This is a genomic window from Thioalkalivibrio sp. ALgr3 (genome assembly GCF_000377325.1).
Lineage (GTDB): Bacteria > Pseudomonadota > Gammaproteobacteria > Ectothiorhodospirales > Ectothiorhodospiraceae > Thioalkalivibrio.
Genome location: NZ_KB897976.1, coordinates 37,965 through 64,138, shown reverse-complemented (window position 1 = coordinate 64,138; position 26,174 = coordinate 37,965). Strand labels below are relative to the sequence as shown.

The 26,174-nt window shown below is 68.9% G+C and carries 24 protein-coding genes; 13 read left to right on the top strand and 11 right to left on the bottom strand.

The window, feature by feature from the left end; all coding sequences use genetic code 11:
- The first annotated feature begins 4 nt into the window (after positions 1–4).
- The 9 genes from C998_RS0100305 to C998_RS0100265 all read left to right on the top strand — a co-directional run bounded on the left by C998_RS0100305 (position 5) and on the right by C998_RS0100265 (position 10,484).
- Positions 5–568, top strand: coding sequence for a hypothetical protein (locus C998_RS0100305; protein WP_231364933.1), 564 nt, complete (start codon positions 5–7; stop codon positions 566–568).
- A gap of 11 nt (positions 569–579) precedes the next feature.
- Positions 580–2,664 (top strand): TonB-dependent siderophore receptor, encoded by a 2,085-nt coding sequence (locus C998_RS0100300; protein WP_231364932.1) that lies wholly within the window; start codon positions 580–582, stop codon positions 2,662–2,664.
- A 14-nt stretch (positions 2,665–2,678) separates the two neighbouring features.
- Entirely contained in the window at positions 2,679–3,062 is a 384-nt protein-coding gene (locus C998_RS0100295; RefSeq protein WP_018868837.1) for a response regulator, read from the top strand.
- Complete coding sequence (locus tag C998_RS0100290) at positions 3,059–4,207, top strand: FIST N-terminal domain-containing protein (protein WP_018868836.1); 1,149 nt, start codon at positions 3,059–3,061, stop codon at positions 4,205–4,207. The genes C998_RS0100295 and C998_RS0100290 overlap by 4 nt, the downstream gene beginning before the upstream one ends.
- Positions 4,197–6,389: a response regulator gene (locus C998_RS0100285; RefSeq protein ID WP_018868835.1), complete on the top strand. Its 2,193-nt coding sequence runs from the start codon at positions 4,197–4,199 to the stop codon at positions 6,387–6,389. The genes C998_RS0100290 and C998_RS0100285 overlap by 11 nt, the downstream gene beginning before the upstream one ends.
- Positions 6,386–7,810 (top strand): diguanylate cyclase, encoded by a 1,425-nt coding sequence (locus C998_RS0100280; RefSeq protein ID WP_018868834.1) that lies wholly within the window; start codon positions 6,386–6,388, stop codon positions 7,808–7,810. The genes C998_RS0100285 and C998_RS0100280 overlap by 4 nt, the downstream gene beginning before the upstream one ends.
- 140 nt (positions 7,811–7,950) lie before the next feature.
- On the top strand, positions 7,951–8,322 hold the full coding sequence (locus C998_RS0100275) for a DUF5362 family protein (protein WP_018868833.1): 372 nt from the start codon (positions 7,951–7,953) through the stop codon (positions 8,320–8,322).
- Between the two features lie 96 nt (positions 8,323–8,418).
- Positions 8,419–8,985, top strand: coding sequence for a hypothetical protein (locus C998_RS0100270; RefSeq protein ID WP_018868832.1), 567 nt, complete (start codon positions 8,419–8,421; stop codon positions 8,983–8,985).
- A 59-nt stretch (positions 8,986–9,044) separates the two neighbouring features.
- Positions 9,045–10,484: a DUF945 family protein gene (locus C998_RS0100265; protein ID WP_018868831.1), complete on the top strand. Its 1,440-nt coding sequence runs from the start codon at positions 9,045–9,047 to the stop codon at positions 10,482–10,484.
- Positions 10,485–10,487: 3 nt separating this feature from the next.
- Here C998_RS0100265 and C998_RS0100260 read toward each other — a convergent pair whose 3' ends face one another.
- Entirely contained in the window at positions 10,488–11,456 is a 969-nt protein-coding gene (locus tag C998_RS0100260) for a sigma-54-dependent Fis family transcriptional regulator (protein WP_018868830.1), read from the bottom strand.
- Positions 11,457–11,788: 332 nt separating this feature from the next.
- Between C998_RS0100260 and C998_RS0100255 the strand changes: the two genes are divergently transcribed.
- The 4 genes from C998_RS0100255 (at position 11,789) to C998_RS0100240 (ending at position 16,672) form a co-directional block, all read left to right on the top strand.
- Positions 11,789–13,774 carry a TonB-dependent copper receptor gene (locus tag C998_RS0100255; RefSeq protein ID WP_018868829.1) on the top strand — a complete coding sequence of 662 codons (1,986 nt, stop codon included), beginning with the start codon at positions 11,789–11,791 and terminating at the stop codon, positions 13,772–13,774.
- Positions 13,775–13,800: 26 nt separating this feature from the next.
- Entirely contained in the window at positions 13,801–14,349 is a 549-nt protein-coding gene (locus C998_RS0100250) for a copper chaperone PCu(A)C (protein ID WP_018868828.1), read from the top strand.
- A 76-nt stretch (positions 14,350–14,425) separates the two neighbouring features.
- Positions 14,426–14,968 carry an FHA domain-containing protein gene (locus C998_RS0100245; protein ID WP_018868827.1) on the top strand — a complete coding sequence of 181 codons (543 nt, stop codon included), beginning with the start codon at positions 14,426–14,428 and terminating at the stop codon, positions 14,966–14,968.
- Between the two features lie 3 nt (positions 14,969–14,971).
- On the top strand, positions 14,972–16,672 hold the full coding sequence (locus tag C998_RS0100240) for a serine/threonine-protein kinase (RefSeq protein ID WP_018868826.1): 1,701 nt from the start codon (positions 14,972–14,974) through the stop codon (positions 16,670–16,672).
- 19 nt (positions 16,673–16,691) lie between these two features.
- Here C998_RS0100240 and C998_RS0100235 read toward each other — a convergent pair whose 3' ends face one another.
- The 10 genes from C998_RS0100235 to C998_RS0100190 form a co-directional block, all read right to left on the bottom strand.
- Positions 16,692–17,735 (bottom strand): LysM peptidoglycan-binding domain-containing protein, encoded by a 1,044-nt coding sequence (locus C998_RS0100235; RefSeq protein WP_018868825.1) that lies wholly within the window; start codon positions 17,733–17,735, stop codon positions 16,692–16,694.
- 63 nt (positions 17,736–17,798) lie between these two features.
- Entirely contained in the window at positions 17,799–18,641 is an 843-nt protein-coding gene (locus tag C998_RS0100230) for a PP2C family serine/threonine-protein phosphatase (protein WP_018868824.1), read from the bottom strand.
- 147 nt (positions 18,642–18,788) lie between these two features.
- Positions 18,789–19,349, bottom strand: a complete 561-nt coding sequence (locus tag C998_RS0100225; protein ID WP_018868823.1) for a rhodanese-like domain-containing protein — start codon at positions 19,347–19,349, stop codon at positions 18,789–18,791.
- A gap of 99 nt (positions 19,350–19,448) precedes the next feature.
- Positions 19,449–20,399, bottom strand: coding sequence for a PDC sensor domain-containing protein (locus C998_RS0100220; protein ID WP_018868822.1), 951 nt, complete (start codon positions 20,397–20,399; stop codon positions 19,449–19,451).
- Positions 20,400–20,514: 115 nt separating this feature from the next.
- Entirely contained in the window at positions 20,515–20,733 is a 219-nt protein-coding gene (locus C998_RS0100215; protein WP_018868821.1) for a hypothetical protein, read from the bottom strand.
- Positions 20,734–20,794: 61 nt separating this feature from the next.
- Positions 20,795–21,799, bottom strand: a complete 1,005-nt coding sequence (gene hypE / locus C998_RS0100210) for a hydrogenase expression/formation protein HypE (RefSeq protein ID WP_018868820.1) — start codon at positions 21,797–21,799, stop codon at positions 20,795–20,797.
- Complete coding sequence (gene hypD / locus C998_RS0100205) at positions 21,796–22,884, bottom strand: hydrogenase formation protein HypD (RefSeq protein ID WP_018868819.1); 1,089 nt, start codon at positions 22,882–22,884, stop codon at positions 21,796–21,798. The genes hypE and hypD overlap by 4 nt, the downstream gene beginning before the upstream one ends.
- Positions 22,881–23,138 carry a HypC/HybG/HupF family hydrogenase formation chaperone gene (locus tag C998_RS0100200; protein WP_018868818.1) on the bottom strand — a complete coding sequence of 86 codons (258 nt, stop codon included), beginning with the start codon at positions 23,136–23,138 and terminating at the stop codon, positions 22,881–22,883. Before C998_RS0100200 ends, hypD begins: the two co-directional genes overlap by 4 nt.
- Before the next feature lie 4 nt (positions 23,139–23,142).
- Positions 23,143–25,491: a carbamoyltransferase HypF gene (gene hypF / locus C998_RS0100195; RefSeq protein ID WP_018868817.1), complete on the bottom strand. Its 2,349-nt coding sequence runs from the start codon at positions 25,489–25,491 to the stop codon at positions 23,143–23,145.
- Complete coding sequence (locus C998_RS0100190) at positions 25,488–25,748, bottom strand: hydrogenase maturation nickel metallochaperone HypA (RefSeq protein WP_018868816.1); 261 nt, start codon at positions 25,746–25,748, stop codon at positions 25,488–25,490. The genes hypF and C998_RS0100190 overlap by 4 nt, the downstream gene beginning before the upstream one ends.
- Positions 25,749–26,174 lie beyond the last annotated feature (426 nt).

Below are 26,174 nucleotides of genomic sequence, written 5' to 3'. Positions count from 1 at the left end.
TCACGTGGCAGCAAGAGACGCGCGCGCCAGGCGCCTGAAACTGACGGCCGCCGCCTGTTGCTGCGGCGTGATACTGGCACTCGGATATCCGGCCCTCGCTGTCGCCGATCCCGAACGGGACCTGCGCGTGGCGACCCGGGCCCTGAGCTTCCTGGACCACCGGCCCAGCGGGGACATGCCCGTAGCCGTGGTTTACGCCGCCGGCGATTCCGCTTCCGAGGATCATGCCCGTCGCATGGCCGATGCGATGGGTGACGGCGGCCCGCAGGGGCGGATCCGTCTCGTGCCGACCCTGATGGCGGCCGACGAGCTGGGGGCCCTGGACCGCCAGGAAGCCGTCCTGATCGCTGACGGCCTCTCCGACGATCAGGCCATGGAGGTCTTCTCCGCTGCGAGCCGGCGCGGCCTGATCACCATCGCTTCGGACATGGCATGCGTGGATGCGGGCCATTGCGTAATGGCGGTGGCCAGCGAGCCGCGGGTCCAGATCGTCGTCAGCCGCGATGCTGCCCGGGAAAGCGATGTGGGCTTTGCGTCTTCCTTCCGCATGATGATCACCGAACGATGATGGCCGCCGCTATGAACCTTAATCCCCTGCCTTCCGGTTTCGACTTTCGCGTTCGCCCGCTCGCCATTGGCGTTGCCCTGCTGTCCGCGGGAATGGCCCCCGCGCCGGCGCTGGCCCAGGCCATCGATTACGGTGCGCTGGAAGATCTGTTCCAGGAGCCGGTGACCACCAGCGCCACCGGGTCTCCGCAGCGCAGCACCGAGGTGCCGGCGGACATGGAGATCATCTCCGCCGAAGATATCCGCCGTTCCGGCGCGACCGACATCCCGGAACTGCTGCGTCAGGTTCAGGGGGTGGATGTCTGGCGGCACAGCTTCGCCGCGGTGGACGCTACCGTGCGCGGCTATAACCGCCCGTATTCCCAGCGTCTGCTGGTGCTGATTAACGGCCGCCAGGTCTACAAGGACTACTGCGGCTACACCAGCTGGGGCGCGCTGCCGGTCAATCTGTCCGAGATCCGGCAGATCGAGGTGGTGAAGGGTCCCAACGCGGCGCTGTTCGGCTTCAATGCCGTCGGCGGTGTGGTCAACATCATCACCTACAGCCCGCTCTATGACGATCACAACAACGTGACCGTCCGCGCCGGCAATCACGGGTATCAGGAGGTTTCCCTCACCCACACGGCCCAATTCGGGGACGTCGGCGGGGCCCGGGTCTCGCTGGGTGGTTACGGCGCCGACGAGTTCGACACCGATGCGCACCCGGTGGATGAACCTTTCCGGCTGGATCGCTCGCGGCGCCGGCATGCCGCCGTCGATACCCTCTTCCAGGTCAACGACCGGACGCAGGTGGGTATCGAGGCGACCACCGTGCGTGCGGACCAGACCAACCTGCTGCCGTTCTACGGCCTGACCCAGGCCAAGTACGATAATCAGTCGCTCCGCGTGAACCTGGGCATGGATACCGACTTCGGCCTGATCGAGGCGACGGCCTACCAGAACGTCACTCACGTGGACATGAACAATGCGTTCATCGGCGACACCCAGATCGACAACCGCATTACCGTTGCACGCGTCCAGAACCTCATCAAGCCCGCCAGCGATCATACTTTTCGCATGACCGGCGAGTTTCGCCGGAACGTCCTCTACAGCCTGCCGTTCGAAGGCGGCAAGGTGAGCTACGACGTCTGGGCTGCGGGCGGCATGTGGGACTGGCAGATCACCCCGCGTCTGACCCTGAACAACGCCGTGCGCTACGACCGCCTGAGTTCGGGGCGCAGTGGCAGGCTGCCCGATACCTGGCTGTACGAGCAGGATGACTATGACGTTACGCTCAACGAGGTCAGCTGGAACAGCGGTCTGGTCTTCCGTGCCACGGACAACGACACCTTCCGCCTGCTGGCGGGCAGCGGGGTCCAGCTGCCGTCGATGATCGAGGGCAGCTTCATGTTCCTGCTCGATCCCAACGATTACGGCATCACCCAGATGGGCAACCTCGCCGGAGGGGCCGGGAGCCCCGAGGTGGAGCCCACCCGTGTCACCAATGTCGCGCTGACCTGGGATCGGGAGATCCCGCAATGGGATGCCAGCCTCAAGACCTCGGTCTTTCACACCCGCAACAAGGACCTCAAGAGCGTCCCGGGGATTCGCCCCGACACAATGGTCGATCAGGTCCCCTACGTGATGTTCACCAACGTGGGCGATTCCTCCGCCAGCGGCTTCGAGGTCGGTCTGAGCCGGACCACACGCAACTGGATCATGGAAGGCAGCTACGCCTACCTGCGCGTCAGCGATGACCTCGACGATTCCGTCTACGGTCCGGACGGGAGCCCGGTCAAGGCCATCGACTACGAGGACAGCAGCTCGCGGCACAAGATCAACGCTCGTCTGGGCTACGCGACCGGCCCGTGGGAGTTCGATCTCTACGGCAACTACGTCAGCGAATACTCTCTGCTGGAAAGCGGTGGAAGCCCGTTCGAGATGCGTGAAGTGGATGTCCCGAGCTACACCCTGTTCAGCGGGCGGATCGGGTACCAGTTCACCGACAACGCTTCGCTTGCACTGTCGGCGCAGGGCTTCAACACTTCCAGCCACCGCGAAAGCGCCGCGCCCGAAGTCGAGCGCCGCGTGCAGATGACCCTGTCGGTCAATTACTGAGAGCGAGAGCAGCCATGGGCAACCGGATCCTTCTGGTCGAAGACAACGAGATGAACCGCGACATGCTGTCGCGGCGCCTGACCCGCAAGGGCTTCGAGGTGACCACTGCCGAGGATGGTGCGACGGGGGTGCAGCTGGCGCGGGACGAACGCCCCGATCTGATCCTGATGGACATGAGCCTGCCGGTGATGGATGGCTGGGAAGCCAGCCGGACGCTCAAGGGGGAGGCGGATACGGCCGTCATCCCGATCATCGCCCTCACGGCGCATGCGATGACGGGTGATCGCGAGAAGGCCCTCGAGGCGGGATGCGATGACTTCGACACCAAGCCGGTGGAGCTCCCGCGTCTGCTGGAGAAGATCCACGCCCATCTGGATGGAACCGGGGCCTCGGCATGAGTGGCGGGTCCGGTCCGGATGTCCGCCAGGCCTCCAGCCACGCCGACGACCCGCACGAAGCGATTGCCGAGGTGGCCGCCGGACTCGATGCCGCCGACGCCTCGGTGGTCTTTCTCTTCTGTTCCGCGCGCTATGACCGCAACGCCCTGGGCCGGGCCATTGCCCGGGCGTTCGCTGGCCGCCCGGTGGTGGCCTGCACCACGGCCGGCGAGCTGAGCGGCGCCACGGGCTATGTGGCCGGCAGCGTGACCGGGGCTTCGATCCGCTCGCCGCGTCTGCGGGTGGCCACCCGCCTGATCGGGCCGCTGGACGGGTTTGACGCGACCCGGTCCACGGAAATCGTTCAGACGCTGGTGGACGAGGTGGCCACGGACGGCCTTGACCCGGAACGCCAGTTCGCACTGCTGCTGATCGACGGCCTGTCCATGCAGGAGGAGGCCGTGGCCGCCACGCTGCATGGCAGTCTTCACGGAGTGGGCCTGTTCGGTGGTTCGGCGGGTGACGAAATGCGCTTCGAGGGTACCGCGGTGTATCACGACGGGGCCTTCCACGAGGGCGCGGCGGTCGTTGCGATGTTCGATTCCGGCCATCCGTTCCATCTGTTCCGGTTTCAGCATTTCGAGCCCACCGACATCCGCATGGTTACGACCGCCGCCGATCCGGCGTCACGCACGGTCCACGAAATCGACGGCATGCCGGCGGCCGAGGCCTACGCGCGTGCGGTGGGGGTGGATCCGGCCGAGCTGGACGGCCATGTGTTCGCGCGCCACCCGGTGATGCTGCGGGTCGGCGGAGAATGGTATGTGCGCTCCATTCAGCAGGCCCTCCCCGATGGCAGTCTCACCTTCTATTGCGCGATCGATGATGGTCTGGTGCTGGCCCTGGGCCGCGGAGTGGACCTGGCCCGGAGCATCCACGAGAGCTTCGACCGCCTCCGTGAAACCCACGGCGAACCCGGTTTCCTGCTGGCCTGCGACTGCATCTTCCGGCGCATGGAACTGACCGACCTTGATGCCCTGGAGGCCGGTTCCGCGAGCCTTCGCGGCCTGCCGCTGATCGGATTCAACACCTACGGCGAGCAGTTCCGCGGACTGCATGTCAATCAGACCCTGACCGGGGTGATGCTGGGGGCCGATGAACGCTGAAGACGACAACCGCATCCGGGAGCTGGAAGCGGAACTCGAGCGCAAGGATCGCATCATCGCCGCGCTGATGCGCCGCGTGGAACGCGCGGTGGACGATGCGGGCGACAGCTTCTCGCTGTTCGAGCGCAACGCCGCGCTGGAATCCACCGCCCGCGAGCGCATGGTGCAGCTGGAGCAGGCCAATCACCGCCTGACGGACTCGGAAGAACGCTTGCGGCGGGTCTTCGACAACGTCCAGGAGATCCTCTTCGAGACCGACGGAGAGCGCCGGATCGTGATGCTCAACCCGGCCTGGGAGCGCATTACGGGGATTCCTGCCGCCCGCTGTCTGGGACGCGACTGGATCGAGATCCTGCATCCGGAGGACCGCGACAAGGGCCTGGCCCGCTGCGCGCCGTTCATGGAAGGCAGCACTGCGGACTGCACCGAGACCCTGCGCATCACCTGCGAGGACGGCAGCGTGCGCTGGATGGACGTGCGCATGGCGCGGTCGACCGACCGCGATGGCAACACGGTGGGGACCATCGGCACCATGGCCGACGTGACCCGTCAGCACGAGGCGGTGGAACAGATCCGCCAGGCGCGGGAGGCCGCCGAGGCTGCCAATCAGGCCAAGAGCGCCTTCCTCGCCAACATGAGCCATGAACTGCGCACTCCGCTGAACGCCATCATCGGTTACGCCGAAATCCTCAGCGAGGAGGCCGGGGATGCGGGTGTCGGCGAGCTCGCCGGTGACGCGGACAAGATTATCAGCGCCGGTCGCCATCTGCTGTCCCTGATCAACGATATCCTCGACATCTCCAAGATCGAGGCCGGGCGCATGGACCTCTATCTCGAGGATTTCGGCCTGGCCCCCGAGATTGATCAGGTGCTCGCGACCGTGCGCCCCCTGGTCGAGTCGCGTGGCAACGAGCTGAGGCTCGAGAACGGGACGCGACACGAGACCATCCATGCGGACCTGACCAAGCTGCGCCAGATCCTGTTCAACCTGCTGTCGAATGCCGCCAAGTTTACCGAACATGGCGAGATCCGCCTGACCGTCCGGGATGGCGAGGATGGTGCGCTCGAGTTCGAAATACGGGATACCGGGATCGGTATTACCGAGGAACAGCTCGCGCGCCTGTTCCAGCCGTTCACCCAGGCCGATGCGTCCACCACGCGCAAGTACGGCGGTACGGGCCTCGGGCTCTCCCTCAGCCGGCATTTCGCCCGGATGATGGGCGGTGATATCGATGTCAGCAGCGAACCCGGTGAGGGATCGACCTTCGTGGTGCGCCTGCCGTTGCAGGGTGAGGCACCCGACGCCGGCCGGGATGCCTCCGGCTCCGCCGCGGTGGCACCGCCGTCCGCGCGAAGCTGCCGCCCCGGGCATGTACTGGTGATCGACGACGATGCCAGCGTGCGCGACCTGATTCGACGCAGCCTTGCCACCGAAGGCTACGAAGTGACGCTGGCCACCGGAGGCGAGGAGGGGCTGCGCCTGGCCCGCGAGCAGCGCCCGGACCTGATCACCCTGGACGTGATGATGCCCGCCATGGACGGCTGGGCGGTGATGACCGCGCTGAAAAACGACCCCGACACCCGCGACATCCCGGTCATCATGCTGAGCATGCTGCGCGACCGGGATATGGGGTTCATGCTGGGGGCGGCCGACTATGTCACCAAGCCGGTCGAACGCCATTACCTGCTCGAGGCCGTCGGTCGGCAGATGCCCCCGCCCTGCGCCTGGGGCGCAACCCCGGAGACCTGCGAACGATCGCCGGGCTGCGGCTGTACCTGCACGGTCCTGGTGGTCGAGGACGATGCCGAGACCCGCGAAATGATCCGGCGCCAGCTCGACTGCGAGGGCAGCCGGGTGATCGAGGCCGAGGACGGACAGTCCGGGCTGCGCCGTCTCGAGGAACGGGACGGCCGGGTCGATCTCATTCTGCTCGACCTGATGCTCCCGGGCATGGATGGTTTCGCCTTTCTCGACCAGCTGCAGCGTCACGAGCGCTGGGGGGAGATTCCGGTGCTGGTGCTCACTGCCCGGGATCTCTCCGCCGCGGAACGCGGCCGGCTGCTGGAGCGGGTAGAGGACATCTTCCAGAAGGGGGCCGTCAGCCGTGAAGACCTGCTGGCGGCCATCCATTCCCACGTTGACCGCCATGCCTCCGCCAGCAACACGGATCTCGGGCAATGAACGCGGCGAACACCAATATCCGCCATGACCTGCGCACGCCGGTGAACCACATCATCGGTTACGCCGAGATGGTCCAGGAAGACCTGGAGGATGCCGGCATCGATGGTGGTTCGGGGCAGCAGTTGAGCGCCCTGGTGCAGAAGGCCCACGAGCTCCTCGAGCAGGTCAATCGCATTCGCACCCCGGAGGAAGGCGGGCCGCCGCTGGAAGACCAGTTTGCCGAATGGACCGACGTGCTGTCCGAGCTGACCCGGCTGCATTCCGATGTCCGCGCCGCAGTTCCGGAGGCCGGGGCGGGGAGCCTGCACGGAGATCTCGACAAGATCGGAGACGCGATCAACCATCTGGCCGATATGGTGCGTGCCGGCAACCGTACGCGTCTTGCCGATCCCGATCCAGATCCCGGCCCCGAGGTCTCCGGGCCCGGCGATGCCACGGGCGCTTCATCCGACGCCCTGCCCGGGGAAGCGCCGGAAGACGCGCCGCGGATCCTGGTGGTCGACGACAACCCTTCCAACCTCGAGATCCTCGCCCGGCGGCTGGAGCGCGAAGGGTATCGCGTGTCGGCGGTGACCAGCGGCTTCCACGCCCTGGCCCGGCTGGGTGACGAAAACTTCGACCTGATCCTGCTGGACGTGGTCATGCCGGACATGGATGGCCAGGAGGTGCTGGACCGGGTGCGCCGCAAGTACGGCCCGACCGAATTGCCAGTGATCATGGTGACCGGACTGTACAACAGCGACAGTATCGTCCAGGCGCTCAATGCCGGGGCCAATGACTACATCACCAAACCGGTGGACTTCCCCGTGGCCCTGGCGCGCATCCGCACGCATCTCCAGCTGGGCGAGCTGGCGCGTGATCTGGCCGCGGCCAACGAGCGGCTGTTCCGGTATTCCTACATGGACGGTCTGACCGCGATCCCCAATCGGCGGCATTTCGACGAACACTATGCCCGCGAGTGGGATCGTGCCCGGCGGGAGTCGCTGCCCATTGCCGTGGTCCTGATGGATATTGACTACTTCAAGCCCTTCAACGACTACTACGGCCATGAGGCCGGTGACCGGGTCCTCAAGGAAGTGGGGCGCGCCCTGGACGCGACCCCGCGGCGCAGTTCCGATCTGGTCGCCCGCTACGGCGGCGAGGAATTCGTGGCGGTGCTCCCGGGTGCGGAACAGAGCGATGCCCGCGACTTCGCCGAGCGCCTGCGGGCGTCGGTGGAGGCCCTGGGGCTGGAACACAGCCAGTCCGGTGCTGCCGCACATGTGACGCTGAGCGTGGGCGTCGCCGGGGAGCGGCCGGTCACGGGCGGTGACGAGGCGGACGACCGGCGCCGTCAGCTGCTCCTGCGCGCGGACGAGGCCCTGTACGAGGCGAAAGAAGGCGGGCGGAACCAGGTCCGCTGTGCGCCCGATCCGGCATAGGGGGAGAGGACCGGATCGGGGGGCCCGACTCGTGCCCCCTGCAAACATGCAGGTAAGTTCGCGCGGTTCGGCTGCTACACTTCGGCAAGGCGTCGGCGGCTGCGGGCGACCTGCCACTGAGGGAGAGAAAAAGGGGAATCATGAACGAGACAACCAGTACGACCGGCGTGCGCGAACTCATCGAGCCGGTTTATCGCGGCAAATTCTGGATGCAGCTGATCGGGGTCATGCTGATCCTGTCCGGGGTGCTCACGGCCCTGTCGATCATCGGCATCATCGTGGCCTGGATCCCGATCTGGGCCGGCGTGGTGCTGATGCAGGCCGCCGGCAGTTTCGCCCGCGCCTACGAGCGCGATGACGAGCTGGAGGCGAAGAATGCCATGGGCCGGCTGCGCACCCACTTCACCATCATGGGCGTGCTCCTGCTGGTCTACATCCTGCTGATGGTGCTGGGTTTCCTGTTCGGCATCGGCGCGGGGATGATGGGCATGAGCGAGCTTCAGGGCATGTAACCCGGGCAGTCGGGCCGCCAGCCGCGGCCCATTGCCTTTTGCGGCCCGTCGTCATAGCTTCTCCGGTATGTTCATCGTCCAGAACGGAGGTTCGTGATGACCCGCTCGCCAGCCGTGCTGTTCGCCGTTTCGCTTCTGCTCCCCGTTCCCGCGCTGGCCGGGCCGGATGCCGGTGAGGCGGAAGCCGATGCCTTCACGCGTGCCTACGCGGATTCCTGCCTGAGCGGAGTGAGCGATCTGGAGGCACTGCGGGCCGAACAGGAGGAAGACGATCTGCTGCGTCCGGAGCTGGCCGCGCCGTTTCTGGGCGGACAGGAAGGCGAAGCCTGGCGTCTGGAGTCCGAGGCCGGGCGTTTCGTGCTGGCCCTTCCCGAGGGTGACACGTTCTGTGCGGTGCACGCGCGTCGCGCCGATGTCGAGCATGCGCACGAGGCGTTCGTGCGTCTGATCTCGGAGGCCCCCGACCCGATCGAGGCCCGTGAGGTCCGCGATGACACCCGGGATGTGCCGGGGCGTGGCCCGACGCGAACCGTATCCTGGGAATGGGCGGTGCCCGAAGCCCCTCTCAAGCAACTGTTCACCCTGAGCCTGGCACCGGCCGACGATGACGGCCGGGGCCAGCTGATGGGGTCGGCGGCCCTGGTGACCGCGGACGACGACTGAGCCCCGGGCGTTGCTCGCCCGGGGCACACTGGCAACACCCACTAAAGAAGGGAGTCATTATGGCAAGTGGACTGGCGAAGGCCGGCGTGGCCGTCGGTGTCGTCGTGCTGGGCGGAGCGGCCTGGGCGGGCGGTGACCGTCTGGTTCAGGCGCAGGCGCAGGACAGCCTGCAGGAGGCGCTCGACCGCTTCGAGGCGGATGCCGCGGCGGTGGACGAGTTCGACGTGATCCGGCTCGCTTATGACCGGGATGCCGGGACGGTCGATTATCGCTTCCGCTACCGCCCGGAGTCCGACAACCCGCTGCACGAGCCGCTGGCGGAACTGCAGGGCACGCCGGAGCCGAGCGTGAGTGCCAGTGGGCGCATGGAGGTCGAGGATTACGGCCTCGCCCGCTGGGTCAGTGGCCAGCCGTTCCGCGCGGCCGGTACGCTGCCGTGGGCCGAGGCGGTGGCGGCCGACCTGCCCGCACTGGAGCAGGATCACTGGGCCACGCTGGAGGTCGCCCATCGCCCCGGGGGCGACACCCGCATCCAGCTGCAGGGCACCGGTTATGACGGCGATCTGCTGATGGCCGGCCAGCATCGCATCGGCGAGCTGTCCTGGGACGCCTGGGAGGCCTCCGCACAGATCGCGGGCGAGGCCGGTCTGCAGGCGCTGCACGCCGAGCTGCCCCGGGCCTGGGTCGGCGTGCCGGGCGAGGTGGATCTGCGGATCGACGGCCTGCGCATGCGCGGCGACAACCTGGTCATCGTCGACTCGCTGTTGGTGGAAGGCGATTCCGAACTCGCGCTGGACGGGATCGAGGGTGAGTTCGACGACGGGTCTTTCCGCATGCGCGACCTGCGTCTGGCGGGGGTGACCCGCGAGACCGATGGTCGCTCGCGCAGTGACCTGAGTCTGGAGCTGGGCGAGACCCGGGCGGAAGGCCTGACCGGTCTGCAGCAGTTCCACGCCGAGCTGCATCTGGACCTCGATGCCGCCGCCGTCCGCGAGGCCGGGCGTCTGGGCCGCGAGGTCGAAGCCGGCGTGCACGCGCTGGAGGATGTGGACGCCCTGTATCAGCAGTGGCTGATGGATACCGCCTCGCACGGGGCCGCTCTGGAGCTGCGGGAACTGCGGGTGGTGGACGCCCGGGGCGATGCCCTGGACGGCAGCCTGACGCTGCGGGCCGGGGAGATCCCGCCGGCCGCCTGGCAGGGCCCGGGATTGCTGGAGTATCTGTCGGGTTCGTTGCAGGCGGGCGTGGACCGGGGGCTGATCCGCACCTCGGTGCGCGAGGACATGGCCCTGCGTGAGCCGCATCGGCCGGCGGCGGAGGTGGATCGCGAGGCCGAGGAGATCGTGGCCATGCTGATGCAGGGCGCGCGCGAGTTCCCGCTGTTCACGGTGGAGGATGACCGGGTCCGGCTGGACGTCGAGGTCGCCGAGGGCATGATCGTGGTCGATGGCGAGCCGATGATGGCGGTCACCGACCTGATGATGCTGCTGCAGGGATAGCGATCAGGCGATCTGGTATTTTTTCATGCGGTAGAGCAGGGTGTCGCGGGTCAGGCCCAGCAGGCGGGCGGCCCGCGACCGGTTGCCCGCGGTCTGTTCCAGGGCCTGGCGGATCAGGTCCATCTCCAGGCGCTCCAGGCTAAGCCCTCCCGGCGGGATCACGAACGGCCCGCCGGCCTGGTCCTGCGGGGTCTGCAGCCAGGCATCGGGCAGATCGCCCGGGTTGACCTCGGCACCGCTCATGAAGATCACGCAGCGCTCGACCAGGTTCTTCAGCTCGCGCACGTTGCCGGGCCAGGGCCACTGGCCGAGCCAGCGCAGCAGTGCGGGCGTGAACCGCGGCGGTTCCACGCCGTGGTGTTCCGCCAGTGTGACGCGAAAGTGTTCGGCCAGGCGGCGCACGTCTCCCTGGCGGCTGCGCAGTGGCGGCATCTCCAGCGGCACCACCTGCAGGCGATAGTACAGGTCGGCGCGGAAACGCCCGTCGGCCACGCGCTGCTGCAGATCCTGGTGGGTCGCGGCGATCACGCGAACGTCGATGTGTTCCGCCTCGGCCGCACCCAGCGGCTGGCATTCCCCGTTTTCCAGAAAGCGCAGCAGCTTGGCCTGGGCCCCGGCCGGGAGTTCGGCGATCTCGTCGAGCAGCAGGGTGCCGCCATGTGCCTGGCGCACCAGCCCCGGTTGATGGTCGTTCGCGCCGGTGAAGGCCCCGCGCCGATGGCCGAACAGTTCGGATTCGACCAGTTCTTCGGGCAGGGCCGCGCAGTTCACCGTGATCAGCGGTCCGTCCGGGCGCCGGCTGCGGGCATGGATGTGACGCGCCAGGTGTTCCTTGCCGGTTCCGCTCTCGCCCAGCACCAGTACCGTGGCATCGGTGGCCGCTACCATGCTGGCCTGACGCAGCACGGCCTGCAGCTCGGGCGAGCTCCCAACGAAATGTTCGGCGGTATTTTCGGCTGATTCGACCAACATCTCCTCCCGGCCGCCAGGCGCTTGCGGCATGACTGCATAGCCTGCCCCAGAGTCCGTGCCCGGGCAAGGGACTCCGTACGCGTCCGGTTCGCAACTGCGGCGTTTCACCCCTCCGCTGTGGCAAATCCCGCACCGGTCCCGGGGGCTGCCGTGTGTGCGTGGCGGTTCCGGCCACCTCCGGTGGTGCTCCCAATGGTGCTTCGGGCGCCGCAGTCCGCCATTCCGGTTTCCCGATCCTTGTTGGTGCCCGTACCTGGCCCCTACCTGGCCCGGTGCTTGCTGGCGAGTCGGTCGCACGACACCAATGACAAGAACAAGGACGGAGAGAAATCATGAAGCATTTGCATGGATTCCGGTGCCGCTGGATCCCCCTGGCGATCGCCGGTGCCGCGGCCGCGCCCGTGGCGGCCGAAGGGCCTTCTGCGCCGCAGGCCGGGGATCCGGCGCGGCTGGCCCCGGTGGTGGTAACGGTTCCCGCCATGGAGGGGCCCGGGCGGATCAGTACCGATCCACGCCAGCCCCGGCTTCCGTTGCCGGCGCATGATGGCGGGGCGTATCTGGCCTCCATCCCCGGATTCGTGACCAGCCGCAAGGGCGGTACCAGTGGCGATCCGGCCCTGCGAGGCCTGGGAGGCTCGCGACTGTCGCTGCTGCTGGACGACGATCCGGTGCTGGGCGGCTGCGGCGGGCGCATGGACCCGCCCACCGCGTATGCCTATCCGCAGGCCTTTGACCGCATCGAGGTGAGCAAGGGTCCGCAGAGCGTGCGGCACGGTGCCGTGTCGGGCGGTACGGTCCGTTTCGAGCGGGACGCGCCGGTGTTCACGGAGGCGGGGGAGGTCACCGGGTTCGCGGGCCTGACCGTCGGGCGTTTCGATCGCACCGACCTGGTGGCGGACGTGGCGACCGGGTCCTCCGCGGGTTATCTGCGTGCCATCGGCACCTTCTCGGATCAGGACGATTACCGCGACGGCGATGGCAACGAGGTCCACTCGCGGTATTCCCGCTGGAGTGGCACCGGGATCGCCGGCTGGCGCCCTGACGAGCAGACCCTCATTGAGTTCACGTATGACCGTTCCGACGCCGAGGCCGCTTACGACGACCGTGGCATGGACGGCGTGCGCTTCGACCGCACCGGCTACAGCCTTGCGCTGACCCGCGATGATCTCGCGCCCTGGTTCGAGACCCTGGAGGCGCGGGTCTTCCGCAACGAGATCGACCATGTGATGGACAACTACACCCTGCGGGAGCCTCCGGGCATGCCCATGGTCAGCTACCCCGAACGCATCACTGAAGGGGCACGGGTGGCCGGGGACTTCCTTCTGCCGCGGGGCATGGTCCTGCATGCCGGGGTCGATTACAGCCGTAACCGCCACAGCGGGAACCGGCTGATGGGGCCGGATGCCTTCGGGTGGCGCGATGTCGCCCGCGAGGATAACGCGCGATTCCGCGATGCGGGGGTGTTCGGCGAACTCGAGATCCCGCTGGATGCGCGGCGCCGTGTGGTCAGCGGTCTGCGGGTTGACCGGACCCGGGCCGAGGCGCAGCGGGACGGCATTGGTGGCGCCAGCGACGGCGACCGCGAGCGTGCGACCGCCACCAGCGGTTTCCTGCGCTACGAACAGGAGCAGGCTCAGCGGCCGCTGGCCTGGCACGTCGGGATCGGACGTTCGGAGCGTGCGGCGGATTTCTGGGAACGCCGGCGGGTATTCGATCTGGATACCGAGGTCCTGACCCAGCTGGATGCGGGCATTGCCTGGAGCGGGCCGCGCCTGCGAGCCTCGCTGTCCGGTTTCTACGGCGAGTTCGACGACTACATCCTGGTGGCGCAGCCCGGGGATCGCACGCGCAACGTGGATGCGCGGACCTGGGGCTTTGAAGCGGACGCGGCCTGGGAGCTGACGTCGGCGTGGACCGTGAACGCGAGTGCCGCCTGGGTGCGCTCGGAGAACACCACGGACGACGTGCCCCTGGCGCAGACCCCGCCGGCGGAGGCAACGCTGGGCGCGGAGTATGCGTCGGGGACGTATTTCGGCGGGCTGCAGGTCCGCGGCGTGATGCGTCAGGACCGCATCCACGAGGATCACGGTACGATCTACAGCCTGGACACCGGAGAGACCTCGGGCTTTGCCACCGTCGCGCTGTACGGCGGGGTGGAGCTGTTCGGGAACTCGCAGCTGACCGTGGGCGTGGACAACCTGTTCGATCGCACCTATAGCGAGCACATCCAGCGCGGCAGTGCCGAACTGGGAGCGGCCACCCGGCCGGTCAACGAGCCCGGGCGGACCGTCTGGGCCCAGTGGAATGTTGAATTCTGAAAAATGAAAGAGTGGAGGAGCATCGCATGATCCATTGGCTGCAGTGTTTTCGCCCGGGCCGTGCGGCCCTGACCGGTGCCGCATTCCTGGCACTGGTCGCCACCGGCGCCACGGCCGGAGAACCGGCTCACGGCACGGACGAGGCCTTCGCCTGCGACTGTCCGGAGGGCCTGGAAATCGTGTCCGAGCCCTGGGTGCGCATGATGCCGCCGGGCATGGGCTCGACCGCGGCGTATCTGACCCTTGCCAACCATACCGACGAGGACATCGAGCTGGTCCGGGGCGAATCGCCGGTCGCCGGGGTCACCGAGCTGCACGACCACGTGCAGGATGACGCAGGCGTGATGCGCATGCGCGAGGTCGAGGCCATCACCATCCCGGCCGGCGGGAAGACCGCGCTGGAGCCGGGTGGCCTGCACGTGATGCTGATCGATCTGCATGAACCGCTGGAGCGGGATCAGCGTGTGTCGGTCACCCTGGAGACGGCCGCGGGCGAAACCGCGCGCTTCGAGGCCACGGTACGCGATGGTGACGGGTCGCGCCATGGCCACGGGTCCGGTCACCACGGGCACTGAGGATTGATCCAGATCGTTGTGACCCTCCCGGGGGTGCGGGCATACTCCATCCCGTATGTCCATTCACGGGGGGAGCATGAACGAGCATTCCGAGGGACGGGGCGAGGGCCGCGACCGTAACGGCCCGCAGGGCACCATGCTGTTTCAGCGCGGCGAACTGCCCGAGGCCCCGCCGGAGCCCGCCGGCACCGAGGTCGAGGAGAGTGACCTGCCGGTGCTGGTGGGGGTCGCCGAGCCGTTCAAGCAGCAACGCCTGCTCATGCGCCCCGGCCGCCATTCGCTGGGGCGTCAGTCCGACAACGACATCGTCCTGCAGGAGCCGAGCGTGTCCTCCCAGCACGCCTGGGTCATCAACGAGGACGGCGAATGCCGGGTGATGAACCTGCTCTCCACCAATGGCACCTGGGTCAACGGCGAGCGGGTGCACGAGGCCACGCTCCGTGAGGGCGACCGCGTGCGCTTCGGCGGGGCCGAATTCGTGTTTCATCACCGGGATCATGCCGGGGCCGGTCTGCCCCTGGCCGGCCGCCGTCCGCGCTGGCGGGCCTGGCTGGCGGGCGGTGCCGCGGTGCTGGTGGTGGCGGTGCTGGTACGGATCGGGCTGGAGGTCCTGGCCTGATTCATGCGGCGCTTCGGCCGGTACGAAGTAGGGGAGGAGCTGGGCCGCGGCGCGATGGCGACGGTCCATCAGGGGTATGACCCGCAGATCCGGCGGACCCTGGCCATCAAGATCCTGCATGACGACTACGCCTGCGATCCGGAATACCGCCAGCGCTTCCTGACCGAGGCCCGTGCCGCGGGTACGCTGACCCACCCGGGTATTGTCACGGTCTTCGACGTGGGCGAAGCCGAGGGCCGGCCGTTCATCGCCATGGAGCTGGTGGAGGGGCAGACGCTGGATGCCTACGCCGAACAGTTCCGTCCGCTGCTGCTGCGCAATTTTCTCAAGGTGGCGCAGCAGCTGGCCGAGGCGCTGGACTATGCTCACCGCCATGGCGTGATCCACCGGGACATCAAGCCGGAAAACATCCTCGTCACCAGTGCCACGGTCAACATCAAGGTGATGGATTTCGGCATTGCCGAGACTTTGTTCGACCCCGAATGGCGCGCCGAGGACCACACCGCGTCGGCCGGGACCCCCCATTACATGGCCCCCGAGCTGATCCGCGGCGGTGATGCCGACGGTCGCAGCGATCTGTGGTCGATGGGCGTGGTGCTGTACGAACTGCTCACCGGGCATCGGCCGTTTCTCGATGGCGAGGCCGGTCGGGTCCTGCAGCGGGTCCTGGAAGAGCCGGTGCCGGAACCCCGGCCGATCATCCGCGACTGCCCGGAAGACCTGGTCGCGGTGGTGCGCCGGCTGCTGGAACGCGACCCGTCCCGGCGGTATCAGTCGGCCGCCGAGCTGCTGGTGGACCTGCAGCGCATCGAGGACGAGCGCGCCGAACGCGAACGCGCCGGAGCCGGGCGCCGCATCGTGCCTCTGCGCCTGCGCTGGACCGCGGTGATGGGGGCTCTGGTCGCGGTCACGCTGGCGGTGGGTGCCTTCCTGGTGCAGCAGAAACAGAACGAGGTGATGACCGACCTCGCTTTCGATTACGGCTCCACGCTCGCGGGCACCATCGCGGTGGAGAGCGCCGAGGATCTGCTGCTGGAGGATTCCATCGCGATGCAGGCGCGCCTGCGCGACATGCAGGCCAATCGCGAGATCGAACTGCTGTCCGTCAGCGATCGGCACGGACGTATCGTCGCCAGCTCCGATCCGGAGGCGCTGGGCGAGCCGCGCAACGAGCCGCCGGCCGAGGATCTTCTGCTCTCGCGCGACGGGCGCACGGTATGGTCCACCGCCGGTCCGGACGGCAACGACGTGTTCCTGTTCGAGGCGCCGGTGCGGTTCCAGGATTTCGAACTCGGGCATCTGCAGGTCGCGCTCAGTACCTCTTCGCTGCAGGAAGCGGGGCGCACCACCATGATGGCGCTGCTCATGCTGACGGTGGTGACCGTGCTGGCGGTGCTGCTGGGCGTCTATGTCTTTGCCCGGCGCCTGCAGGTGCCGATGGAAACCCTGCGCGGCGCGCTGGACCAGATCGCTCAGGGGCGGCTGGATACCCGTATCCGGGTGCGGCGGCGGGACGACTTCGAACGCGTATTCTCCGCCTACAACGCCATGGCGGATTCGCTGGAAGCGCGGGTCAAGCGGGCGGCTGCGGACCCGGCGCCGTCGGGGCACAAGGACGATGCCTCCGCCACGCGGACCATGCCGGTGGCTCCACCGGAACGGCCGCCCGGCGCGGACCCGGGCGGCGACGAACGCAGCGGATAGTCCGCCGCGGTCCGGCCGGTTACTCCATGTTCTCCAGGCGCCGCTGCAGCTCGCGGGCGCGCAGGCGATAGCCTTCCGCCGCGTCGAAGTCGGGATCGAGCTCGAGCGCGGCATCCCACAGCTCAATGGCCCGCTCGAGTTCCTGGTTGCGGTAGTGGACGATCGCGGCGGAGTGCAGGGTCTCCGCTTCCGCGCGCCGCAGACGCGCCAGTTCGGTTCGTGCCGGTTCGCGCCCGGGTTCCGCCTCGAGTGCGCGTTCCAGCCAGTCCCTGGCCGCGTCCGCGTCGCCCCGGTCTCGCGCATCCAGGCCGCGCCGTTCGTAATGGGCCGCCGCGGCCTCCCGTTCCAGCGGGTCGAGCCAGTCGTCCCAGGCCTCCCCGGGGGCGGCCTCCCGGGCGGCCCGTGCGGTCTCGTAGGCCGCTTCGTGACGCCCGGCGTCGAGGTCGGCGCGGATGGTCATGCGGTAGGACTCCCCGCGTTCGCCCGAGCCGTCTTCCGCGCCTGCGTCCAGGGCCTGCAGCTGCTCGTCGAGATCGGGGGTGACACCGGGCTCGCCGCCGTCCTGCGGGTCGGCGGACGGGGGAACGCGCAGCTGCTGACCGACGGTCAGGTGCTTCGGCCGCCGGATGTCGTTGAGCCGAGCCAGGATCACGAACTGCGTGGCGTCGCCGGTGTAGCGCCTGGCGATCAGACCCAGGGTGTCCCCCGCCTCCACGGTATGCCGGGTCTCGCCGTCGGCGAGCAGCGTTTCCGGGTCCTCCTTGAGCTGACGTTGCAGCGAGCGCGCGGTGGGGTCCTCGGGGCGGGATTCCCGGAACTGCTCCAGCATGGCCTCCGCCCGGTCCCATTCGCCTGCCTGCAGCCGGTTCAGGATGCCCGCAAGGGTCGGCGGCGAGGCGCGTTCTTCGTCCGACCGGGCTGCTTCCGGCGGTTCATCCGTCGCTTGCGGGTCCCGGGTCGGTTCCGGGTCTGCGTCCGGTTCCTGTTCCAGCAGTGCACAGCCGCCCGTCAGGGACAGCAGGGACAGCAGCAACAGCGCGCGGACGAAACGGGAGGGGGGCATCGGGCGATCCATTATGTGAACGGCTTCACTTTTTCTGCAGTATACGGGTTCGGTGATTTCCGCTCATCCGCCGCCGACCGGCCAGAACAGGATCGCCAGCACCGCCAGCAGGATGATCCCGCCCAGCAGCGTCGACGGCACCAGCGACCCGCCCCGATGGCGCAGGCGGTCGAAGCCCCGGGGGGCGCCACTGCGCCAGGCGGCCACGGCGATGTTGTCGCCGCGCGGGCCCCCGCGCCTGGCGGCTACCCGCACCGCCTCGTCGAGCCCGCGGGACAGGTCATCGGACACCAGCAGGCCCGCCATCTCCGCCGGCTCGATCTGTTCCCAGAAACCGTCGGTGCACAGCAGGAACGCGGAGTCCGGATGGCGTTTCGCGTGTCCGTGGTCCAGGCGCAGGCCTCCGGGCATGCCCAGCGCCGCGAGCAGGTGGTTCTGATCCGGGTGGGTGGCCATCTCCTGCTCGCGGATCATTCCGGCCTCGAACAGCTCCTGCACCCGCGAGTGGTCGCGGGTGCGTTCGATCAGGCGCGTGCCACGGAAATGCAGCAGGCGGCTGTCCCCGCAGTGCACCCACCACGCACCGGACTCATCGACGAACAGCACCACCAGGGTACTCCCGGGCGGGGCGGTGTCGTCGGTGATTTCCGCGCGCAGGGCGTCGTGGGCCGCGCGGGCAACGGTTTCCAGCCAGCGGGCCGGACGCGTGGGCATGCCGTTGCACTGCTCCCAGTGCGCCTCGATGGTGGCGATGGCGGTATGCGAGGCCCAGGCCCCGGCCGCGTGGCCGCCCATGCCGTCGGCGACGGCCAGCAGTGCGCGGCGACCGTCGTCGGAGACCCGGACGGTGACGGCATCCTGCTGTTCGGGGCGCGCCCCGATGTCGCTGGCGGAGGCGGTTTCCATGTCGAGTCCGGCGGGAGGGATGAAGACCCTGCCATGATGCCGGTTTCGGGGATTGCGGGACACCCCCGGGCGGGAGAGTACGGAACGGGTGACACGGCCCCGGTGGCATCCGGGGCCGCGGAGGATCCGGACGGATCCGGGTGGGGGTCAGTCGCTGCGGTGGATCTTGTCGGCGTTCATCTCGCGGCTCCACGGCAGGCCGGAGTTCTGCCAGCCGTTCTTCAGGCGGAAGCCGGCGCGTTCGCCTTCGCTGATGGCGTCGCCCTGGAAGCCGTTGACCACGTAACGGGCGTTGGGAAAGCCGTTCTCGCGCAGGAATGCTGCGCTGGGCTCCCCGCGTTCGCTGCCGGAGCGGCACATGGTGATGATCGTGGCGTCGCGGTCCAGGCCGCGCTCTTCCAGCGCCGCGTCGATCTGGTCGACGAAGTCGGGGTTACGCGAGGGGTTGAAGCGGTTCTTCTCGTCATCCCAGTCGTGGCGGTCCACCAGCAGGAAGGGGATGTTGAGATCGACCTTGTCGGTGAAGCCCACGAACATGATCTCGACCGGGTCGCGGACATCGATGAACAGGATGTCATCGCCGTCTTCCTGCACCAGGTTGTAGGTCGCCTGCGGCGAGATCCCGAATTCGTGGACGTCGTCGGCCACGGCGGTGGCGGGCAGGGCGAGGGCCAGGCCCAGAGTCAGGGCGGCGAGGGTACGCTGCATGCTTCTCTCCAGTATTTATTAGGGAATCCTAATATACATGCAGCGCCGTGATCCCGGGAAAATGACCCGGCCCCCGAGGGGGTATGAGGCCGGGGCGGATCAGCCGGTCGCCCCCAGCCAGAATTCGATGGAACGCCCGAGGAATTCCTCGGAGGTCATGTAGTGCGAGCCGTCGCAGGAGAAGGTCAGGCTGACCATGCCGTTGAACAGGTTGAGCGACGCGGAACGCAGATACACGGTGTCGTCGGCGAAACGCAGAGTCCGCAGGCCGTCCAGCACCCGGCCGATGTCCCGTTGCGGGATCAGTGCCTCCTCCGGGTAGGGCTCGTGGGGGAAGGCCAGACAGACATCCGGGTCGGCCAGCGACTCGTGGGTCAGGATGCGGTAGCGATACGGATCCTCGGTGGTCCACAGGGTCGCGCGCGAGCTGGAGAAGTGGAACACGCCCTGGAACACGCCCCGCTCGGTGAACAGCTCCTCCAGGATGGCCAGCGCGGTGTCCATGTTGCGGTCCATCAGGCTTTCGGTGCGGCTCTGCTGGAACAGCGTGCCGCGGATCGACGGGTCGCCCTTGATCTGACGCCACTCGCTGGATTCCTCGTACAGGTCTTCCGACAGGTCCGGCAGGTTGCGCAGGTCGAAGTCCGCGCCGAGGAAACCCAGGGCCCGGCCGTTGTCGTCGCGGACAAGCTGCAGGGCGGTCAGCGACGGGCGCCGCCCCAGCAGGCTGATATAGGCCTCGGACAGCAGGAAACCGTCGGCCGGCACGGCCTCCTTCATGTATGGCCGCTGCGAGCGGTCGCGGCCGAAGTGCTCGGGCAGCACGCCGCTGCGGGAGATGTTATCGGACAGCTGGATCCCGCGGGTGTTGAGCGCGTACATGAATGTGGCCTCGGGGATCCGCCGGATCCCGTCCTCCAGGATCGAGTCCAGTTCCTCGCGCCGGGGCCAGGCCGGCACCAGGCGCGCCGCGATCCCGCTCAGCGGCTCATGCAGCCGCTCTTCCAGGTACTCCCGCTGGTGCTCGATGGCCTGTTTCAGTTCGTTCATGGTGCGTTTCCGATTCCTTTTGGTGCGCGCGCATTATCCCCGAACCGGGTTTTCACAGTCGTGACCGGCTCTCCCGAGCATGCACCGGTTTTGTCAGCAGGATTCGTGCCCGCTGTCAGCTCCGCGGGTCTTTCCGCCGGCGCGAGCGCCGCCACAGCCAGGCGCCCCCGATTACGGCGGCCAGCAGCAGGGCTGCGGCCGCGGGCCAGACATGCTCCGGCGAGCTCAGATAATGCAGCAGGGAATGGCCGTCGCCATGACCATGCCCGGGGTGTGCAAGCGCCGAGCTGGCGGCCAGGGCCAGGGGGACAAGAGTGAGGCGACTGAGGCTCATGATCGGTCTCCTGTTGCTGCGTAAACGGGCCGGACAACGATAGCGCGTGCGGGAGCGGCTTTCAGCAGATGCGCGGGAGCTGTTCTCCGGCCGGCAGGACCAGCCGGCGTTCCACGCCGGTGGCCAGGCGACGGATCACCGCGGGGTCGCCGGCCGCGGCCCGGCCGATGGCGACCGCGTCCCGGGTCTCGGGAACGGATCGCAGGACCACGAGCGCCTGCCCCGCGTGATCTTCCGGGACGGACGCGAGGAACCGCCCCTCACAGGCCGAGTGCAGCGGGTCCAGCCCGAGGATCTCGCAGGCCCCGCGCACGTCTTCGCGTACGGGGATGGCCGCATCGTCCAGCACCAGGCGGCAGCCGGAGGCCTCGGCCAGCTCCTGCAGCGCGGCCAGCGTGCCGCCGCGGGTGGGGTCGCGCAGTGCATGTACCGGCACACCGGCGTCCAGCAGGGCCGCCACGCCCGCGGCCACCGACGTGCTGTCGCTGGGAACCGGCGGCTCGAGGCCGAGGTTCTCGCGGGCGGCGAGGATGGCCACGCCATGGCGCCCGAGATCGCCGCTGGCCAGCAGCACGTCGCCCGGCCGGATCGCGCTCGGTTCGATGCCAACCCCGTCCGGGACCACGCCCGCGCCGCTCGTGTTGATGTAGACCCCGTCACCATGCCCGGCCTCCACCACCTTGGTGTCGCCGGCCACCACCTGCACACCACATTCTTCGGCGGCCGCGCTTACGGAGGCGAGGACGCGGCGCAGGTCCTCCAGCGGGAGCCCCTCCTCGAGGATCAGCCCCAGCGTCAGCCACAGCGGACGCGCCCCGGCCATCGCCAGGTCGTTGACCGTGCCGTGCACCGCGAGGCGGCCGATGTCGCCGCCGGGAAAGAACAGCGGCCGCACCACGAAGCTGTCGGTGGTCATGGCCAGGCGCCCGCCTGGCGCATCGAGCACGGCGGCATCGGGGGCGCCGCAGGCGCGGGCGCCCAGGGCCGGCAGGATCACCTCGTCCAGCAGCTTCGCCTGCAGCCGGCCCCCGCCACCATGCGCCAGCCGCACGACCTCGGCGGTCATGTTTCGCCCCGGTAGTGGAGGTAGGCCGCGCAGGCCCCCTCGGAGGAGACCATCGGCGCCCCCAGGGGGTGATCCGGGGTGCATTCGCGGCCGAAGGCCGGACAGTCGGTGGGTCGACTCAGCCCGCGCAGCACCTGGCCGGCGATACAGGGACCGTCTCCTCCGGATTCGGTCCCGGCCAGTTCGAAGCGCTTCAGGGCATCGAAGCGCGCGTATTCCGGACGCAGGCCCAGCCCGCTGGCGGGCAGGCGGCCCATCCCGCGCCACTCGCGTTCCACCGGCTCGAACACGCGGGTGACCGCATCGCGCGCGGCGGCGTTGCCGTCATCGCGGGCGGCGCGGTCGTAGCGGTTCTCCACGCGTGCCTCGCCGCGTTCCAGCTGCTCCACGCAGGCCCGAATCCCGGCCAGCAGGTCCACCGGCTCGAAGCCGGTCACCACGATCGGGGTCCGGAAGCGTTCGGCGATCGTCCGGTAGACGGTTGCACCTTCCACCGTGCAGACGTGTCCGGCGGCCAGAAAGCCCTGGATGCGACTGTCCGGATCGGTGAGCAGGGCCTCCATCGCCGGCGGTACCAGCGAGTGCGAGACGAGCAGCGACAGGTTGGACAGCCCCAGGGCCTCGGCCTGCAGTACCGCGAGCGCGGCGGCCGGGGCGGTGGTCTCGAAGCCGACCGCCAGCAGCACCACCTCGCGCTCCGGGTGTTCGCGCGCCAGGGCGACCGCATCCAGCGGCGAGTAGATCACGCGCACCTCCCCGCCGGCCGCGCGCGCGGCGTTCAGGTCGCCCAGCGCGCCGGGTACGCGCAGCATGTCGCCGAAGGTGCACAGCATCACCTCGGGGCGGCGGGTCAGCAGCACGGCCCGGTCCAGGGTCTCGGTGGGCGTCACGCAGACCGGGCAGCCGGGCCCGTGGAGCAGCTCGACCGAGTCGGCCAGCAGCTCGTCCAGCCCGTGGCGCAGGATCGCGTGGGTCTGGCCGCCGCAGACCTCCATCAGCGTCCAGCGCCGGGTGCAGGCCGCGCGGATCGCCTCGACCTGCTGCAGGATGAGCGCCGGGTCGCGGTATTCGTCGAGGTGCTTCACGGAGCCTCCGGAGCGGACGGATCGTGCCCGGGGATTTCGCGCAGCGCCGCCAGGGTGCGTTCGGCGGCCGCCTCGTCGACGGTGGCGATCGCGATGCCGGCGTGCACCAGCACGTAGTCGCCCGGCCCGGCCTCCGGCGTACAGGCCAGCGACACCGTGCGCGTGACCCCGCCGAACGCGACGCGCGCCTGGCGGAACAGCGGGTCGTCCGCCTCCTCCACATGGTCGATGCGGCCGGGGATGGCCAGGCACATGGTCTCAGTCTCCGTCGGTGGTTCGCACGGGCGAGGTCGCCCGTCTTGCAATCACGGCCTGGCCGGTCGCCAGCCCGCCGTCGCCGGGCGGGATGCGCTGCGGCCAGAGCGGGCGGAAACCGGCCGCCCGCAGGGCGTCCACGCATTGTTGCAGCAACCACCGATTCTGGAAGCATCCGCCGGTCAATGCCACGGTTTCCCGGTTATTGGCGCGGGCCGCCGCGACCGCGAATCCCGCGAGCGCCCGGTGCAGCCGCGTGGCCATGCGTGCGGGCGCGTCCACCGGCCGCGCCGGGCGTTCCGCGAGCAGGGCATCGACCAGCGGGGCCCAGTCGCCCTGCCAGGGGGCAAGGTCGGTATCCAGCGTGATCGCGTCTGTATCGCCGTACTGTGCAGCATTGTCTGCGGGCCCGGCTGCCTCCGCGGCTTCCTGCACGCGCAGCGCGGCCTGGCCTTCGTAGCCGGCGGCGATGCGCAGGCCGCTGAGTGCCGCGACCGCATCGAACAGCCTTCCCGCACTGGAGGTCACCGGGGCGTTGATCCCCCGGTCCAGGCAGGCGAGCAGCGGCTGCCATTCCGCTGCGGTGAACAGGGCGCGCGCGGGGCTGGCCTCGAGGGTCGCGCGATCGCCGTGGTACCGGGCATGCAGCAGACCCAGCAGCGCGCGCCGCGGTTCGCGCATCGCGGCCTCGCCTCCGGCCAGGCGGAACGGTCGCAGATGCCCGCTGCGCCGCCAGCTCCCGTCACGGTCGAGACTCAGGCACTCGCCGCCCCACAGCGTACCGTCGTCGCCCAGCCCGGCCCCGTCCCACACCAGGGCCAGCGCCGGTTCGCGCACGCCGTGCTCCGCGAGGGCCGCCACCGCATGGGCATGATGATGCTGTACCCGCGTGAGCGGCAGGTTCCAGGTTTCGGCCAGGCGTGTGGACGCGTAATCCGGGTGCCGGTCGCAGGCGATCCGTTCGATGTCCACCCCGCAGAGCTCCCCCAGCGCCCGGGCCTCGCGGTTCAGCCGCTGTAATGCCGTGTCGCTTTCCAGGTCGCCGACATGGGCGCCGACCACCACTTCGTTCGCGAACGCCAGGGCGGGCGCTGCCTTGAGCTGCCCGCCCAGGGCCAGGGTCACCGGCCCGGGCGCAACCGCGGGCTCCCCCGCAGGCAGTGGCACGCGCGTTGGCATGCAGCCGCGCCCCAGTCGCAGGCACTGGGGTTCGCCGGCGGCGACCTGGAACACGGAGTCGTCCAGCGCCCGCGCGACCGGCCGGTCGTGATCCAGGATCGCGTCCGCGATATCGCCCAGCCGGGCAACCGCCTCGTCGCCTTCCACGCACAGGGGCTCGCCGCTGCGGTTCCCGGAAGTGCAGACCACCGGTTCGCCGAAGTCGTCCAGGAGCAGGAGGTGCAGCGGGGTGGACGGGCGCATCAGTCCGCGACGCCCGAGACCCGGGGCGACCTCCTCGGCCAGCGGCGCCTCCGGCCGGCCCTCGACCAGCACGATGGGGGCCTCGGGGGATTCCAGCAGCGCCTGCTCGACCTCGTCGATGCGGGCGAGCGATGCCGGTTCGGCCCGGCCCGGCAGCATGACCGCCAGCGGCTTTTCCGGCCGCTGCTTGCGCCGGCGCAGCCGCGCGACCGCATCCGGTCGGGTGGCATCCACCAGCAGCTGGAAGCCGCCCGTGCCCTTGAGGGCCAGAATGCCCCCTTCGCGCAGGATGTCCACCGCCGCGCGCAGGGCGGCGTCGCCGGTGCTCCGCGCGTCCCCGTCCGGCGTGCGCAGCGTGAGTTGCGGGCCGCACTCCGGACAGGCCATGGCCTCCGCGTGGAAGCGCCGGTCCTCCGGGGCCTCGAATTCGCGGAGACACGCCGGACACAGGGCGAACCCGGCGAGCGTGGTCCGCGCCCGCTCCCAGGGCAGGCCGGTCGTGATGCTCCAGCGCGGTCCGCAGTCGGCACAGGCGGTGAACGGATAGCGGAAGCGCCGCGCAGCCGGATCACGGATTTCGGCCCGACACGCCGGGCAGGGCGCGCGGTCGGGGGCCAGTGCGGGAGCGCCCCCGCCGGCGGCATGATGGGTGCGGACGTAAAAATCCGCATCCCCGAGCGGCGGAATCGTGGTGGCGGTGATCAGGTCCACGCGTGCGGCCGGCGGGCCGTCCTCGTCCAGGGAACGGCGGAACGACTTCAGTGCCGTCTGCGGCCCTTCGATCTCGATCACGACCCCTTCCGCGGTGTTCGCGACCGCCCCCGTCAGCCCCAGCCGACGCGCCTGACGGGCGACGAACGGCCGGAAACCGACGCCCTGTACCCGGCCTGCGACGATCAGGCGCCAGCGCGCACGAGCGCGGTCGTTCACACCACGTCCAGGTTCCGCAGCAGGATCTGCTGGGCTTCGGGGTGGGTGTCGTCGTCCGAGGTCTCCACCTCCAGTTCGGCGCCCTCGGCCACTGTGCCGCGGGTGCCGTCCTCGAAATGCTCGCGGAAATGCTCCGGCGTGATATGCGACAGCGCCCCCAGCCACACCCGGACCCGGGTCACGCGCTCGGCATTGTTGTCGGCCGCCACCTGCTCGATCTTGCGCAGCAAGTCGGCCATCAGCGAAAACTCGTGCATTGCCCGTTCCTCGTCTCGTCTTGCATGCGTTTGGTGAACCCGGGGAATCGTGGACCAATGTACACCTGAGCCGCTGTTCCCGTATCGCAGTGCCCGGACGCATCGCAGCTACTCCGCCCCGTTATGGTCGGGCATCGCCCGTGGCAGGATGGCGGTCTCAATCTTTGTCACAAGGAAGCACCATGGGCAACCTGGACGCCACCCGTCTACTGCTGTCGGTGCGATTGCTGGCCAGCATGTTGTTTCATGTCCGGCAGGTTCCTTCCGGCGGCCGCTGACCGGTCTGCAGATGGGTTTTCCATACGGTTTGCGGGAACTTTTTCCCGTATCCATGATCAGGCTGGATTAGGGCCCGTGGTCCGGTGCCGGTGTCGGGAGAGCGACGTGGCACCCGGCCACGGAGCAAGGAACACATTCAGCACGATG

Bases quoted from the DNA above. Each gene is read 5' to 3' on its own strand.
- C998_RS0100300 (WP_231364932.1), top strand. From the start codon at position 580: ATGAACCTTAATCCCCTGCCTTCCGGTTTCGACTTTCGCGTTCGCCCG.
- C998_RS0100270 (WP_018868832.1), top strand. From the start codon at position 8,419: ATGACCCGCTCGCCAGCCGTGCTGTTCGCCGTTTCGCTTCTGCTCCCC.
- C998_RS0100255 (WP_018868829.1), top strand. From the start codon at position 11,789: ATGAAGCATTTGCATGGATTCCGGTGCCGCTGGATCCCCCTGGCGATC.
- C998_RS0100265 (WP_018868831.1), top strand. From the start codon at position 9,045: ATGGCAAGTGGACTGGCGAAGGCCGGCGTGGCCGTCGGTGTCGTCGTG.
- C998_RS0100235 (WP_018868825.1), bottom strand. From the start codon at position 17,735: ATGCCCCCCTCCCGTTTCGTCCGCGCGCTGTTGCTGCTGTCCCTGCTG.
- C998_RS0100275 (WP_018868833.1), top strand. From the start codon at position 7,951: ATGAACGAGACAACCAGTACGACCGGCGTGCGCGAACTCATCGAGCCG.
- C998_RS0100260 (WP_018868830.1), bottom strand. From the start codon at position 11,456: ATGTTGGTCGAATCAGCCGAAAATACCGCCGAACATTTCGTTGGGAGC.
- C998_RS0100230 (WP_018868824.1), bottom strand. From the start codon at position 18,641: ATGGAAACCGCCTCCGCCAGCGACATCGGGGCGCGCCCCGAACAGCAG.
- C998_RS0100285 (WP_018868835.1), top strand. From the start codon at position 4,197: ATGAACGCTGAAGACGACAACCGCATCCGGGAGCTGGAAGCGGAACTC.
- C998_RS0100220 (WP_018868822.1), bottom strand. From the start codon at position 20,399: ATGAACGAACTGAAACAGGCCATCGAGCACCAGCGGGAGTACCTGGAA.
- C998_RS0100215 (WP_018868821.1), bottom strand. From the start codon at position 20,733: ATGAGCCTCAGTCGCCTCACTCTTGTCCCCCTGGCCCTGGCCGCCAGC.
- C998_RS0100225 (WP_018868823.1), bottom strand. From the start codon at position 19,349: ATGCAGCGTACCCTCGCCGCCCTGACTCTGGGCCTGGCCCTCGCCCTG.
- C998_RS0100280 (WP_018868834.1), top strand. From the start codon at position 6,386: ATGAACGCGGCGAACACCAATATCCGCCATGACCTGCGCACGCCGGTG.
- C998_RS0100250 (WP_018868828.1), top strand. From the start codon at position 13,801: ATGATCCATTGGCTGCAGTGTTTTCGCCCGGGCCGTGCGGCCCTGACC.
- hypE (WP_018868820.1), bottom strand. From the start codon at position 21,799: ATGACCGCCGAGGTCGTGCGGCTGGCGCATGGTGGCGGGGGCCGGCTG.
- C998_RS0100200 (WP_018868818.1), bottom strand. From the start codon at position 23,138: ATGTGCCTGGCCATCCCCGGCCGCATCGACCATGTGGAGGAGGCGGAC.
- C998_RS0100245 (WP_018868827.1), top strand. From the start codon at position 14,426: ATGAACGAGCATTCCGAGGGACGGGGCGAGGGCCGCGACCGTAACGGC.
- C998_RS0100240 (WP_018868826.1), top strand. From the start codon at position 14,972: ATGCGGCGCTTCGGCCGGTACGAAGTAGGGGAGGAGCTGGGCCGCGGC.
- C998_RS0100190 (WP_018868816.1), bottom strand. From the start codon at position 25,748: ATGCACGAGTTTTCGCTGATGGCCGACTTGCTGCGCAAGATCGAGCAG.
- C998_RS0100290 (WP_018868836.1), top strand. From the start codon at position 3,059: ATGAGTGGCGGGTCCGGTCCGGATGTCCGCCAGGCCTCCAGCCACGCC.
- C998_RS0100295 (WP_018868837.1), top strand. From the start codon at position 2,679: ATGGGCAACCGGATCCTTCTGGTCGAAGACAACGAGATGAACCGCGAC.